A 13119-nucleotide genomic window follows, 5' to 3' on the forward strand; every position below is an offset into this window, starting at 1 on the left:
ACCACGGCGAGGACCTATTCTCGCTTTTAGCATTCGATTAAAAAGAGGCATACAGACGCGTGGACGAAGACGATGTTCGTGACTTTTTAGTACAGAATCCCGACTATTTTCAAAAGAACCCCGAGCTTTTGGGTCTGATAAAAATTCCTCATTCCACTGGCGCTGCGGTTTCTTTGGTAGAGCGTCAGGTGAGTGTGCTTCGTGACCGGAACGTGGACCTACGCCATCGCCTCAAAGATCTGGGAAGCACGGCAAAAGACAATGATCAGATGTTCGCCGACACCCGCGAGCTGGTTCTGGGTTTATTGCCCGCACACAACCTCGCAGAACTTGAAACTGCGCTCGTCAAGGTGCTCCGCGATGCCTTCGATATCGAGTACGCCAGCTTGACGTTGTTTGATGAGGCAGATGAACACTCAGATCCCGTACGTCGAGTCCCGGAGTCCCAGCTTAAAGGTAAGCTTGGATCACTACTGTCTCGAGGATCCGCCGGCTGCGGTGCACTCAGAGCGGAGGACTTCAGCTTTTTGTTCCCGGGTGCAAAAATCGTTGGCTCTGCCGCCATCGCTCTTATCCAAAACAATGGCAAGTCTCTTGGCGCGCTGGCAGTGGGTAGCTCCAATGCCAACCACTACGACAGCGACATGGGGACACTGTTTTTGGAATTTGCGGCGGAGGTCATCGCGGGACTATTAATCCGGCTCGATCGATCCTAAGCGATGTCTGGCGCCGCAACCCCATCGGCGAGCCTTACACAGCGGATAGTCGCCTTCCTCGAATACCTGCGCAGCGTGCGCAGGCTCTCCAAGCATACCGTCGCTGCCTATCGCAGAGACCTCGATAGCTTCGAGGACTTTTGCCAACAGCAGAACCTCCGCAGTTGTAGCGATGTCCAGGAGAGCCATGTCCGCCAATGGTTGGCCCAGGGGCACCGAACAGGCTTGGCACCCAACAGCCTGCAACGCCGTCTATCGGCATTGCGGGCCTATTTTCAGTGGGAAAGCAGCGACACCGGGCAACGTCGCAACCCCGCATTGGCAGTGCAGGCGCCGCGCAAGCGCCGCAAGCTGCCGGGAACCCTCGAGGCCGATCAGGTGGGCGTGTATTTGCGCGCCGACAACAATGATCCACTGCAGCTTCGCGATTTAGCCATGGCCGAGTTGCTCTACTCCTCGGGTCTGCGTCTGGCAGAGTTGCGTGCCGTGAACGTACACGATATCGATCGAAGCCAGAGCCTCATATCGGTTACCGGTAAAGGCAGCAAAACCCGCACGGTACCGGTAGGCCAGGCAGCTATCAGTGCTATAGATGCCTATCTCCCCCACAGACCCACCCCGTCAAGCTCGGCGGACGAACAGGCCCTGTTTGTTAGTGGTCGCGGCAGGCGCATCAGTGAGCGCTCCATACAAGCACGGATCCAACTGTTGGCACAGCGCAATGGGCTGGGGCGAGATGTACACCCACACATGCTGCGCCACTCTTTTGCCAGCCACCTTCTGGAATCCAGTGGAGACCTTAGAGCCGTACAAGAGTTACTTGGACACAGCGACATATCGACCACCCAGATCTACACCCATCTTGATTTTCAGCATCTGGCCAAGGTCTACGACGGCGCTCATCCCCGGGCGCGCAAACGAAAGGATAAAGATAGCTAATGCCCATCAAAGTCGTGACCTTTGATCTGGACAATACGCTTTGGGATGTGGAGCCGGCACTGCTGCGCGCCGAAGAAGCACAGCGCCAGTGGTTACTGACGCATCGTCCTGGTGCCATCGACCAGATCAGCCACGATGATCTTTGGAATCTCAAGAAACGCGTTTGGAAGGCACACCCGGAGCTTGCTCACAATGTTAGTAGCATGCGCCAACTGTTCCTGCAGGAACTCCAACGTGCGGCAGGGTTTGACGAGAATGCTGCCAGAGACGGGGCGCAACAGGCCTTTGAGGTCTTTCTTGCTGAGCGACAAACCGTCGAACTCTACAGCGAGGCCCTTGAGGTACTCGAAACCCTGGCTCGTCGTTTTCGGCTAGGTGCCCTGACTAACGGCAATGCGGATGTTTACAAAACCGATGCCGGTGAATATTTCGATTTTGCGTTTCTTGCCGAAGACATTGGCGCCAGTAAGCCCGCTCCCGACATGTTTCATGCAGCCTTGAGCACCGCAGGCGTAGAGGCCCGGGAGGTGTTACACGTGGGAGACAACCCCGAGCACGATGTGCTGGGCGCTCTTCGAGTCGGCATGCATGCAATATGGCTCAATGCCGATAATGCGCCCTGGTCCGCGGTTCACAGTAGCCAAGGCTATGCACCGCACGGGACAATCACAAGTATCGGCGAATTACCCGACGCGGTGGCAGTACTGGAACAGCAGTTGAGTGAGGACACGATACGCCGCTAGGGGCCGAAACGGGCATCGCCGTAGCTGGGACACTGCTCTACGGGGGCAGGTTCGGGGCCTCCAACTGTTTTGATTTCAGCCAGCCAGCAATCATCAAAAATCGAGCAGTAACAATAACTTAAGCTGACATTGCCGGTATAAATGGCGGTCTGCAGCAACTCTACAACAACTCGCTCTGTGGTCTGAAAAAACGTCAGGGCCTCTCCCGGTGCCAATACTCGACGACTCACGTCACTGCGCCCGAACGGCAATTTGCTTGCCGCGCTGTCGTCCAGAAGCGTCGTGAGCACGCTTTGCCAGTCGCGGTAAGGGCTGCCATCAATCAGCAACTGCATTTCTCGCATACGCGCAGGACCCACACCGACATTGCTAATTTCCAGAGCGAATTCTGCGTGATCTTCACGCACGTGGTCTTTAATGATCACCTGCACATAAGGCCACACGGTTGCTGCTGTTTGCTGACGTACTGCCTGGGACTCTCCAAGCGCCGCATAGAGCGCAACACCACCGGTGAACACACCGGCTAGTGACAAGAGTGTCTGCCAGAAGGTAAGGCGCAGGAACGCGCGCTCGATGCTTGCAAAGCCACCCGGGGCCTCAGTGGCCGTCTTAGTCCCAGAGCTATCTGGGTCTTGGCTATCGCTCATAAGAGACTGTTACGAGAGACTTGTCAGATGGCGTCTTCGCCCGTTTCTCGCGTCCGGATACGAATCACCTGTTCAAGGCTTGATACAAAAATCTTGCCGTCACCAATCTTGCCCGTATCAGCCGCAGACACAATCGCCTCCACCGAGGTATCCAATTGATCATCGCCCACGGCGACTTCGACTTTGACCTTGGGTAAAAAATCCACCACATACTCCGCGCCGCGATAAAGCTCGGTATGACCTTTCTGGCGACCAAAGCCTTTCACCTCAGTTACCGTAATTCCCTGAACCCCCACGTCGGCGAGCGCGGATCGGACATCGTCGAGTTTGAACGGCTTGATGATCGCGGTAATGAGTTTCATAGGCAGCACTACTCTGGTGTTGAAGTGATACCTGATGATAGGGACTCAGGGCATCCGGCTGCAAGCGCTTCCCATCTGTCGCGGACCACCATTCTAAAGAAAACCAGCAGCGGAGTTTCAGCTCATCCCAAGATTCAAACTCCAATTATCGTGAATCTTAACGAGAATGATTCTTATTACTTGTTTCTTTAGCGTTTAGTGCGTACCATCTTTTCGCTCGGCGCCCATCGCCCGAATTTTCCTTGAATGCTTGGAGAGCACAATGAACAACAGCAACACCGGCTTTCGCCGCGCTGCCTTGGCGCTGGCCGTATCCGCCACTCTCGCTCATGCAGTTCAGGCACAGGACAGCGACTTGCAAGCAAAGCAACGAGCGTCGGTGGTTGAAGAAGTATTTATTTTTGCTGACACCGACGAGGTGCGCTCGCTCCCCGGCTCCGCTGCACTGGTCAGCCAGGAACAGTTCCAGATCGAATTTGCCAATGACATTAATCAACTCCTAAAAACCGTTCCCGGTACCTACATTAGAGAAGAAGATGGCTACGGTCTGCGACCCAATATTGGTATTCGTGGCGCCACCTCGGAGCGTTCATCCAAAATCACCCTCATGGAAGACGGTGTGATGATTGCACCAGCGCCCTACTCCAATCCCGCTGCGTACTATTTTCCAACCGCCATGCGCATGCATAGTGTAGAAGTACTGAAAGGCGCGCCGCTGCTGCGCTACGGGCCCCAGACAACCGGTGGTGTTGTGAACATGGTTTCCACCCCGATTCCAGAAACTCTCAGCGGCAACCTGGATTTGCGTGCGGGACAGAACGGCGAGCAGGACTTGCTAGCCAACATCGGCGGGCAGTACGGCCAATTCGGCTTTTTGCTTGAGACCGCGCAGCGACGCAGTGACGGCTTTAAAGAAATCGATCGCGGCAATGACAGCGGCTACGACATCGAGGATTATCTGGTAAAACTCGCCTGGACCGGCGAGCGGCAGTCCGTCCTTTTTAAAGCGCAGTACTCCAACGAGATATCCGATGAGACCTACCTGGGTCTTACCGATGCTGACTTTGCCAATAACGAAGACCGACGCTACGGATTGTCATCTCTTGATGAAATGAACAATTATCACGCCGGTGTCAGCCTCCGCTACGGTCTACAGGTGAGCGACGATCTGTCGCTGACAGTCACGGCTTACCAAAACAACTTTTCCAGAGACTGGTTCAAGCTCGGCGGGGGTAACTCCTTCGTAAATGCTGCCAATACTGGCGATGCCGCGGCTCAGGCGATCCTTGAGGGCACTGCGGATGCCTTTGGACTCGGATACAAACACAACAATCGCGACTATGAATCCCGTGGTATCGAGCTCAACCTGGATCACAGGATTGGTGATCACAGCCTCAGTTACGGCATGCGTGTGCACGAAGACGAAATGGATCGATATCAGCCCGTCGACGTTTATGACCAGATTAATGGCCAGCTGCTGCTCTCGGGACGGATCGAGCCTGTGGGTGGCGACAATCGTTTGGAAGACGCTGAAGCCCTTTCTGCCTGGATTGTAGACAGCTGGCAGCTGACCAGCGCACTAAACCTGAACCTGGCGCTGCGCTACGAAGACGTGGATAGCAGCCGCCGACAGTTTTCGGATCCCGATCGCGAAACCGACCCAAGCCGTCGCAGCAACAACTCCAGCGAATGGCTGCCCGGCGCCTCATTCACCTACGAGCTTAGCGACAAATGGCAGGCCCTGGCGGGCGTGCATCGTGGGTTTTCACCCCTTGGAGGCGGTGCACAGGATTTTGAAGAGGCCGAAACCAGCATCAACTGGGAAGCAGGCGTTCGTTACACGGGTAGCTGGTATCTGGAAGCCATCGCCTTCTATAGCGACTTCGATAACAAAACAGAGAACTGCTCTAACGCGAATCCCTGTAGCAACGGTGCAACCGCCGGGGCTTTTACAACAGGGCAAGCTGTTATTCAGGGCTTAGAACTGCAAGCCAGCACGGTGCTGAGTTTTGGCGACATGAGCGCACCCATCGATCTTGCCTACACCTACACCGACGCACAGATTAGCCGGGACAACGTAGAAGAAGGTTTCGTTGACGGTGACACGCTGGCCGCAGTTCCAGAAAACACACTGAGCCTGCGTTTGGGTCTGGAGACGGCCATGAACTGGGACAACTACGCGGTAATCAAGTACATCGACGAAACCTGCGTCACCATCGGTTGTAACAACGACAGCAATCCCTTCAACAGAACCGAAGATCTGCTGGTCACCGACTTGATCAGTCGCTATGCCCTCAGCGACGATGCGGTGGTGTTTTTCAAATTCGAGAATGTCTTTGACGAACGCGCCATCGTGTCACGACAGCCCGAGGGAGCTCGTCCGAACAAGCCTCGAACAGCGTCCGTAGGATTGCAGTATCAGTTCTAGATTCTCACGGCCATAAATGCGAACACGTATGGGAGTATCTGACGCGAAGCCCGGCCCGGTTGAGGTCGGTATCTCCAGGGACTAGACTGAGAATCGCGGCGCCAGCCGATCTGCCATCTCATCAATCGAGTGCCGTCTATGAGCCATCCTCTTTTTTGCTCCCGTTCAGGGTTGCCCCGTGCCCTCGCCCTGCTAGTCCTTGCAACTGCCCTGAGTACTGCGGGCTGTAGCGAGGAGGCATCAGTCGACCTATCTAAGGAATCCGCAGAATCGGAACCTTCGACGGCGGTTGGAGCACCCGACACGGATGTCTGGCTTCTGGAACTGGTGCAAGAGGGCGACGCGCTGCGCGCCAAGTCGCCGCGTAACCTCACCCAGCGACCCGGCTACGACAATCAACCGTCGTTTACCCCTGACGGAGACCTCATGTTCGTGCAGATGGATGGAGATCGGACCGACATCTGGCGCTGGAATCTAGATGCCGAACGTTTGACTCGCGTTACAGCGACACCAAAACAAGGCGAGTACTCCCCCACGCCCATCCCTCATAGCGAAGGCGGGATTAGCTATATCAGATCGCCAGACGACACCAGCGGACGTCTGTGGCGCATGCCGCAAGAGGGCGCTGCACCCGAGATTATCTTTGCCGATATCGGACCAGTGGGCTATCACGCGTGGTTCGACAGCGATCACGTAGCGCTGTGGCGTTTACAGGACCCCTCGGAGCTTCAGCTTGTAGAATTGAAAACACAGGCTACGACAGCAATAGCCACTGCTGTGGGCCGCTCTCCTCAATCGGTACCGAATCGCCGGGCAGTAAGCTTTACGCGGGTGACCGATACTGGCACCGTCGTCGAGATGTACGATCTCGATCTCGAGAGTACCGAAGCAGTAGCCATCCTGCCTGAGGGCGGCGACTTCCACGCCTGGACGCCCGATGGAACCCTTCTTAGCTCTACCGGTTCGCAAGTGCTGGCCTGGAGCAACGGCGCCTGGCAGGAGGTGGTCGATTTGACTCATCTGGGACTGACCTTGAGCCGCCTCACTGTCTCAGCTGACGGCACCCGCCTCGCGCTGGTTGGCGAGCGCATCCAGTGAGCGAAGCACTGTAAAGCGCTATCACTGGACTCGATAGCGGCTGCTTTCGCCGGGGGAGGGGGATTTTGGATGCTATCGCACCGCTGATTTCAGACCCTCACCGCTCGTTTCTCTATTGCAGGTGCTCTGCTAGAACATCTCTGAGCGTGTTTCGCGCGCCTTGCAGGTCGTCGAGGACCTCGAGTTGCACTCGCTGCCAAATTGCTTTGTCGCGCACGGCTGCCCGAAGAGCATAATTGGACCTCAATTCCTGGGCGGTGCTGACGATCTTAGGGCCGACAAACTTCATAGATGCTGTTATCGCTGGGGTCACTTGGAGTGAGTAGCTATAAGAAGTTTCGGTTTGATCTATTGCGTCGAGGTACGCTGATTCAAAGTCTAAGATGGCTTTTTGAAGTTGTTTCGATTTTACGAGATCCAGCTTCCCATCATCTATCATGCGCCGAAGAGATACAGGCCGGCTTTTGGGACCCCAGAGTTGAAAGGTAGAGTAGACCAGTTCTTTGAATTTTTCTTCATCCTCGGGCTCCCAATCGTCTTTTACGAGTAGCGTGCTGGCATCGAAGCTGTTGTATGCAATTAGGCGGCTCCGTTTGATCTCCTCTTCCGAGACAATTATTTCTTCAAGAAGCTCTTCATAAAGAAAGCCCAGGTGGTAGGCAGCCTCTCGACCATCGAGACGTGCTTGGTTCCAATCAGAAACCTGCAAGCCTATGAATATCCCGAGCACGACCACAACAAAGTCAATGCCAACGGCAAACCAGTTTTGAGTCTTTGTATGTTCTGTAATGCGGCGCAATAACATTGAACGGCTCGCAATTGAGGCTGAGTGTAGAGACTGCCCCATGGTGAATTATTTGACCAGATAAACAAGCAACATACACCGAGCCTAAGATCGGTACATTCTGCTCACCGATAAGGCTGCGGTGAGCTGTTAGCGGACCCGTTGGGAGAGCCCGGTTACAAAACCTATATCTCTATCTATTGTGCAGATGACTCTAGCGTGGGAGTGGGAGTTGCATGCCGTAGCTAGATGCTTACCCCTGTGAGATGGACTCGTCCAGCCTATACGTTCGTGCTACTGCCAGTCGAAGTAGTAAATAAAGCATGAGACCCGCGGGCCCCGCCATGAGCGTGGCGAATAGCATTGGAGTCGTGAGCCAGTGATTAATACCCTGGCGTAGGGCGTCGCGCACAATCCATGCGCCGATAAAAAGATCAAACACCAAATAGTGAATCCAGCCTCCCAGTACTGCTGTAGGACTTTGGAATAGCAGCATTACGCCCTCAAGTGACCCGAAGCCTGACCCTTCCGGCGATGGGGCTCCAAAAAACAATGCCCAAATATAGAATGGGCCTAGTAACAACGGCACCCATACCGCATGTACCAAAAACTGTGTAGCGCGATGGTGGGGCAGGAGGAGGAGCAAGAGCCAGGCTGGGATAACGGCATAGTTGCAGATCAGAAATAAGTTGTCGGGACTCATATTATTCTCCGCTGATATTGGGCTTGCATAGCTTGCGCTCAAGATACCTCTCGGGGTGCTGGCCTGCTTAACTTATTCCCAGCGAAGCCAGCGGCGCCGAATCCAGGTGTTCGAGTGTACGTTTTAGCGCCGCCACGTTATTTTGGTCTTGGGCACTCTCGAGCGCATCCAGCAGCACTGCGCGGATATCTTCGGCTTCGACCCGCTCCATCTCCCATCCCGGATACAGACGCTCGCGCTTGTCGACACTTCGATCCAGTTCGACAATATCGTGATGCCGCGAATCACCATGAAGACTCGCGATCAGGTTCCGCACTTCGTTGGGCGGCCCCTCGACCCATTGGAAGAAGACGCCGTTGCCATAAACTAACATCCCGGTGACGCCTCGGGCGGCATTGCGGCGTTGAGAGAACTCGATGAGACGATCGACCTCTACGTCGCCGACGCCTTCGGAGGCACGACTACAGTACACGAATGTTTCAAGCGCAATCGCAGAGTATCCCAGGTCAGCTTCGCGTGGAAAGCCGGGTTCGTCGAACATAAATGTAGCTCACTTTGTCTATGCTGGGCAGGCCGGAACAGCCGCTTTATCGAAGGAGAGTAGCGCATTTTTCTAAACCGTGTGCGAAACCCTGCGTTCGCTCATCTTCGACACACCCGCCTAAATTAGACCTTTCATCCAACGCACTGAGATAAATCAATGATTGCGCGCTGAGGCTTGGCATAGAATTTATACCGGTTCGGGAGCTGTTAACGACAGGAGTAATGCCTGTGAAAATCACTCATTACACGTACAACGCGTTTCTGGTCGAAGAAGGCAATACCAGAATCGCAATAGATCCTGGCCAGAATCTGTGGATTTTTGCCCTCAGGAGTTTGATCCCGAAAGACAAGTGGCCTGGCGTTACCCATATCGTCATCACTCACGGTGACCCAGACCATCACTGGCAGTCGGACCGTGTCGCCGCCGCTTCGGGTGCCTACGTCGTGTGCGGTATCGGTCTCACGAAGACTGAGAATAGTGAAACTCTTGTGGTCGATCCGCGTGGTCGTGGGCTTACGTCTTGGATCCACTTACGCAACCTGCACCCTCTCGACGTGGGGGAGTCTATTGAGCTTGCTGGCGTCACTATCGAGGCAGTTAGATCAGTGCACGGGCCGATTGCTGTGCCGCTTCTTGGATTCACGCTCAGGCAAAAGCCCGGCCCAGACGAACGTGTTGGCCTCGGTTCTATGGCCTTTAAGATCACAATCGGAAACAAATCGGTACTGAATCTCGGCGATTCGCTACTTATGACCGAATGGGAGGGCCTAAGGCCAACCGTACTCATGCTTCCGATCGGCGGGGGCGGTGGGAACACCTGGACTATGGATGTCGACGACGCAATACAGGCTGTCGAGCTGATCGATCCGCAACTGGTCATACCGTGTCACTACAATGTTCCGTTTCTCTGGAAGAAGAAGTTTGCGGTTGCCGATGACGCAAGGTTTAAACGCGAGGTTGAGGCGCTCGGGAAAAAATGCAGGATTCTCGGGCCGGGTGGCGTTGCCAACGTGTAAATCTGGAGGCATTGGTATGCAGAATCAAACAGACGAAAATGGATTTGATGTCATTGTCATTGGCTCAGGCATGGGTGGTATGACGACGGCGGCCGCCCTATCGCGCCTGAATCACAAGGTATTACTGCTGGAGCAGGCGCAGACGATTGGCGGACTCACTCATACATTCTCCAGAGAGGGATTCACCTGGGACGTTGGCCTCCATTACTGCGGCTTGTTCGGTCACGATCAGTTCGCGGGGCGAATTCTCGACTGGCTCAGCGGCAGAAGCATCGAGTTTCGCTCGGTCGGCACCGTCTATGACATGCTTCATTTTCCCGATGGGCTGGACATCTCTGTCGGTCGACCCGCCGACGCGTACAAAATGGAACTCAAGGAGCAATTCCCCGACCAGACCCAAAAGATCGACGCGTATTTCGACGCACTGCTGGCTGCTGAGGAAACGATGCGCCTGGTCAGCAGCGAACGGGCTATCCCAGAACCATTCCGCTCGGCCCATAACTGGTGGAACCGGAAAAAAATCCAGCGATGGTGTGGCCGTACAACTCACCAAGTGATCGAGGACATTGTGTCCGATCCGCGGCTCGCCGCCGTGTTAACGGCACAATGGGGGACCTATGGTGGCAAACCGACGGAAGCTAGCTTTGGCGTTCACGCTCTCGTCATGGGCCACTATCTCCAAGGAGCCGCCTATCCCGTGGGCGGAGCCTCGGCGATTGCCGCAGGTCTGGTTCCCGTGATCGAGGCGGCCGGTGGCAGCGCACGCGCTGGCACACCGGTCAGCATGATCGTAATCGAAGATGGCAAAGCCGTCGGTGTACGCACAAGCTCAGGTGAAGATTTCCGGGCACCTGTTGTCGTATCCGCGGTCGGAGCCGGTGGGACCATCAGGAATCTGCTGCCGAAGGATATTCGTCAGCAGGAGTGGGCCCAAGAAATAGGCACGTTCAAACCCTCAATGTGTCACTTCGAAATCTTCCTTGGTTTCGAAGGGGATATTGAGCGACATGGCGCTACGCGCGCCAATCACTGGTTCTACGAGAGCTGGAATACGAACGACGCCATCTGGTCACCCGCAGCTAATGAGCCGATTCCCTGGATGTTCATTTCATTCCCCTCGCTGAAGGATCCTATGCACGACCCGGGACCATCGAACCGACATACCGGCGAGGCATTCGTCTGGGCTGACTGGTCAGATGTAGCCGAGTTTGCAGCCGGCGGAGCAGAAACGCGCGCAGACGAGTGGCGTTCGCTCAAGCAGAAGGTCGAAAGGAGGCTCATGGAATTTTTCGCGGCAAAGTTTCCGGCGCTCGAACCACTAATCGTTCACTGCGAACTCGGCACACCGCTCGCCACGGCATCTTTTACTGGTCATGAGAAAGGCGGTTTCTACGGGATTGAGACCACACCGCGCCGCCTTCTTTCCGATGCTCTAACAGCGCGGACGCCGGTGCCAGGGTTGTTTCTCTCGGGTCAGGACGTCGCGACGCCGGGCATTGCCGGAGCCCTGCTGGGTGGGATGCTCGGCGCTGCGGCGATAGATCCACGTGTCTTTAAGAAGTTTAAATAATCGCTTGTGATTGACACCACTTGGTCCGTTGTAGAGAGCCCGTTAATGGCCGATCGTCGCCGTTAAATTCATGGGATTCATCGCCACGCGAAAGACCGCTTTCGCCTAAAAGTAGACGGCGGCTGAGGTATTAGAGAACCCGCGTTACTTGAGGGGGATCACTCAGTCGTCGCAGCCGCCTCGTCTATCTGCTTGAATAGATCGGTCGTGCTTATAAGCGGGCTTTTCTCAAGCGCTCGACGTACTCCCTCCGCCGCTCGTGGCTCCTGTATTGAAGCTTCCTGATAAAACCATGCCCTTGACCAGGCACTGGCAAAAATTCTTGGGGCAACCCTCTCCACATATTGGTCGAATGCGCGATATTCTTCCTGAGCATCAACAGCCAATACCTCTATTTGACTGTACTCATTGGCAATTGTTCGGTAATTCGCCTCGAGCCATAAGCTAATAGCCATCTTTTCTTCGGGTGTGAGAGCGTCGGGCTGCGTTTCTGCCTTGATTAGTGGCCCTGCTATGCCAGATTCCAGACCGGATAAAATGAGGTCGTTTATGGCCACATAACCATCCCGATACGACTCTGCTACTGCAATACGAGTTGACTGCCGGATTTCATAGGCCACGAGTATCAGCCCGGCAATTGCGCCAATCGTCGCTAACGTCTGCACGTAGTCATTGAATTGGGAAAGCTTCATTACGTCCTCCAGCGATGGGTTTCACTTGGAGAGTATCGCGGAGGCTTTAATCTTAAAAGGTGCATCGGAGGTAAGTGCGAGAAGCAGACTGGTTCGACCGGGGACTGTCCGCTTATGGCCGATTGCTGCCCTAGAAACCACCTGATTTAATCTTCACCGACCGGCCGCTATGAGGTGTTAGCGACATCGCCAGGGACCGCTTTCGCCTATCTCCGGACAAAAGAAAGCCTGCTCTGTTGGCGCGCTACCAGGCAGTTGGCCCAATTCTATGAGTGCTTTTTGCGCCTCGACCATCCGAGGATAGCTAGTCCGAGAACTAAAAGAGGCAACGTGACAGGGGCTGGAACGACGCCTGTTTGTCTGGTCATTTGCATAGAGGCCACTGCATCGGCCGCTGACTCGTATGATATGTCTATCGGGGTGTCACCAAACACAGCCCGAATTTCATGCCCCCCTCCACACAGAGGACTAAGGCAGCCAAAAAACTTGCTGTCTTGAATTGGGTCTTGAAAATACGGATTCCCTGCGACTGAAAACGCGGCCGATAAACCGTCAGCCGCAATGCTTCCCCCAGCTGAAGTCCAGCCGGTGAAAGAATAAGTTGTGAACAAGTCAGATGACACAGTAATGTCTGTGGCTACAATATCGGATAAAACAAAGCTCTCGCCTGCAGCCGCATTGATTTCCATGGTGCCCAGAGCCGTTACCGAATCTGAACCACCAATCCAAGAAAAATCAAAAATCAACGAAGCATTGGCTAAGCTCGTCCAAACCGTGAACGCCGTTACCGCTATCGGCAGTATTACTCGTTTCATGTTGTTTCCAATTTTTTAGCCTGAAACGTAGTAAGGGAAGCATAAAATGCGCCATACCCCTA

14 protein-coding genes are annotated in these 13119 nt (G+C 54.7%); 7 read left to right on the plus strand and 7 right to left on the minus strand.

The genetic code is table 11. The features are described from left to right. The first annotated feature begins 59 nt into the window (after positions 1-59). Genes R0135_RS09725 through R0135_RS09735 form a run of 3 tightly spaced genes read left to right on the plus strand, consistent with a single transcriptional unit; the run spans position 60 to position 2398 of the window. Positions 60-716: a DUF484 family protein gene (locus R0135_RS09725; protein WP_407346631.1), complete on the plus strand. Its 657-nt coding sequence runs from the start codon at positions 60-62 to the stop codon at positions 714-716. A gap of 3 nt (positions 717-719) precedes the next feature. Continuing rightward, positions 720-1655, plus strand: coding sequence for a tyrosine recombinase XerC (gene xerC, locus R0135_RS09730; RefSeq protein ID WP_407346632.1), 936 nt, complete (start codon positions 720-722; stop codon positions 1653-1655). Further along, on the plus strand, positions 1655-2398 hold the full coding sequence (locus R0135_RS09735) for an HAD family hydrolase (RefSeq protein WP_407346633.1): 744 nt from the start codon (positions 1655-1657) through the stop codon (positions 2396-2398). The genes xerC and R0135_RS09735 overlap by 1 nt, the downstream gene beginning before the upstream one ends. Here R0135_RS09735 and R0135_RS09740 read toward each other — a convergent pair. Beyond that, positions 2395-3045, minus strand: a complete 651-nt coding sequence (locus R0135_RS09740) for a hypothetical protein (RefSeq protein WP_407346634.1) — start codon at positions 3043-3045, stop codon at positions 2395-2397. The two genes, R0135_RS09735 and R0135_RS09740, sit on opposite strands and share 4 nt — an antisense overlap. 23 nt (positions 3046-3068) lie before the next feature. Further along, complete coding sequence (locus tag R0135_RS09745; protein ID WP_407346635.1) at positions 3069-3407, minus strand: P-II family nitrogen regulator; 339 nt, start codon at positions 3405-3407, stop codon at positions 3069-3071. Between the two features lie 262 nt (positions 3408-3669). Between R0135_RS09745 and R0135_RS09750 the strand changes: the two genes are divergently transcribed. Both R0135_RS09750 and R0135_RS09755 read left to right on the plus strand, forming a co-directional pair. Further along, positions 3670-5835 carry a TonB-dependent receptor family protein gene (locus R0135_RS09750; RefSeq protein ID WP_407346636.1) on the plus strand — a complete coding sequence of 722 codons (2166 nt, stop codon included), beginning with the start codon at positions 3670-3672 and terminating at the stop codon, positions 5833-5835. A 138-nt stretch (positions 5836-5973) separates the two neighbouring features. Continuing rightward, complete coding sequence (locus R0135_RS09755) at positions 5974-6933, plus strand: TolB family protein (protein WP_407346637.1); 960 nt, start codon at positions 5974-5976, stop codon at positions 6931-6933. A gap of 112 nt (positions 6934-7045) precedes the next feature. On the opposite strand, the gene R0135_RS09760 is transcribed toward R0135_RS09755, so the two are convergent. The 3 genes from R0135_RS09760 to R0135_RS09770 form a co-directional block, all read right to left on the minus strand. Beyond that, positions 7046-7738, minus strand: a complete 693-nt coding sequence (locus R0135_RS09760) for a hypothetical protein (protein WP_407346638.1) — start codon at positions 7736-7738, stop codon at positions 7046-7048. A 232-nt stretch (positions 7739-7970) separates the two neighbouring features. Beyond that, complete coding sequence (locus R0135_RS09765; protein WP_407346639.1) at positions 7971-8420, minus strand: ABA4-like family protein; 450 nt, start codon at positions 8418-8420, stop codon at positions 7971-7973. Between the two features lie 67 nt (positions 8421-8487). Then, positions 8488-8961: a BLUF domain-containing protein gene (locus tag R0135_RS09770; protein WP_407346640.1), complete on the minus strand. Its 474-nt coding sequence runs from the start codon at positions 8959-8961 to the stop codon at positions 8488-8490. Positions 8962-9191: 230 nt separating this feature from the next. Here R0135_RS09770 and R0135_RS09775 point away from each other — a divergent pair, with 230 nt between their 5' ends. Together R0135_RS09775 and R0135_RS09780 are read left to right on the plus strand one after the other, a co-directional pair. Beyond that, positions 9192-9980 (plus strand): MBL fold metallo-hydrolase, encoded by a 789-nt coding sequence (locus tag R0135_RS09775; protein ID WP_407346641.1) that lies wholly within the window; start codon positions 9192-9194, stop codon positions 9978-9980. A gap of 16 nt (positions 9981-9996) precedes the next feature. After that, entirely contained in the window at positions 9997-11550 is a 1554-nt protein-coding gene (locus R0135_RS09780; protein ID WP_407346642.1) for a phytoene desaturase family protein, read from the plus strand. Positions 11551-11708: 158 nt separating this feature from the next. Here the strand turns inward: R0135_RS09780 and R0135_RS09785 are convergent, their stop codons facing one another. Together R0135_RS09785 and R0135_RS09790 are read right to left on the minus strand one after the other, a co-directional pair. Further along, positions 11709-12242, minus strand: a complete 534-nt coding sequence (locus tag R0135_RS09785; protein ID WP_407346643.1) for a hypothetical protein — start codon at positions 12240-12242, stop codon at positions 11709-11711. 266 nt (positions 12243-12508) lie between these two features. Then, positions 12509-13057 carry a PEP-CTERM sorting domain-containing protein gene (locus R0135_RS09790; RefSeq protein WP_407346644.1) on the minus strand — a complete coding sequence of 183 codons (549 nt, stop codon included), beginning with the start codon at positions 13055-13057 and terminating at the stop codon, positions 12509-12511. Positions 13058-13119: the final 62 nt, after the last annotated feature.

The sequence above is a fragment of the Congregibacter variabilis genome (assembly GCF_045689235.1).
GTDB classification, from domain to species: domain Bacteria; phylum Pseudomonadota; class Gammaproteobacteria; order Pseudomonadales; family Halieaceae; genus Congregibacter; species Congregibacter variabilis.

Bases quoted from the DNA above. Each gene is read 5' to 3' on its own strand.
- R0135_RS09790 (WP_407346644.1), bottom strand. From the start codon at position 13,057: ATGAAACGAGTAATACTGCCGATAGCGGTAACGGCGTTCACGGTTTGG.
- R0135_RS09780 (WP_407346642.1), top strand. From the start codon at position 9,997: ATGCAGAATCAAACAGACGAAAATGGATTTGATGTCATTGTCATTGGC.
- R0135_RS09750 (WP_407346636.1), top strand. From the start codon at position 3,670: ATGAACAACAGCAACACCGGCTTTCGCCGCGCTGCCTTGGCGCTGGCC.
- R0135_RS09760 (WP_407346638.1), bottom strand. From the start codon at position 7,738: ATGTTATTGCGCCGCATTACAGAACATACAAAGACTCAAAACTGGTTT.
- xerC (WP_407346632.1), top strand. From the start codon at position 720: ATGTCTGGCGCCGCAACCCCATCGGCGAGCCTTACACAGCGGATAGTC.
- R0135_RS09740 (WP_407346634.1), bottom strand. From the start codon at position 3,045: ATGAGCGATAGCCAAGACCCAGATAGCTCTGGGACTAAGACGGCCACT.
- R0135_RS09770 (WP_407346640.1), bottom strand. From the start codon at position 8,961: ATGTTCGACGAACCCGGCTTTCCACGCGAAGCTGACCTGGGATACTCT.
- R0135_RS09745 (WP_407346635.1), bottom strand. From the start codon at position 3,407: ATGAAACTCATTACCGCGATCATCAAGCCGTTCAAACTCGACGATGTC.
- R0135_RS09755 (WP_407346637.1), top strand. From the start codon at position 5,974: ATGAGCCATCCTCTTTTTTGCTCCCGTTCAGGGTTGCCCCGTGCCCTC.
- R0135_RS09765 (WP_407346639.1), bottom strand. From the start codon at position 8,420: ATGAGTCCCGACAACTTATTTCTGATCTGCAACTATGCCGTTATCCCA.
- R0135_RS09785 (WP_407346643.1), bottom strand. From the start codon at position 12,242: ATGAAGCTTTCCCAATTCAATGACTACGTGCAGACGTTAGCGACGATT.
- R0135_RS09735 (WP_407346633.1), top strand. From the start codon at position 1,655: ATGCCCATCAAAGTCGTGACCTTTGATCTGGACAATACGCTTTGGGAT.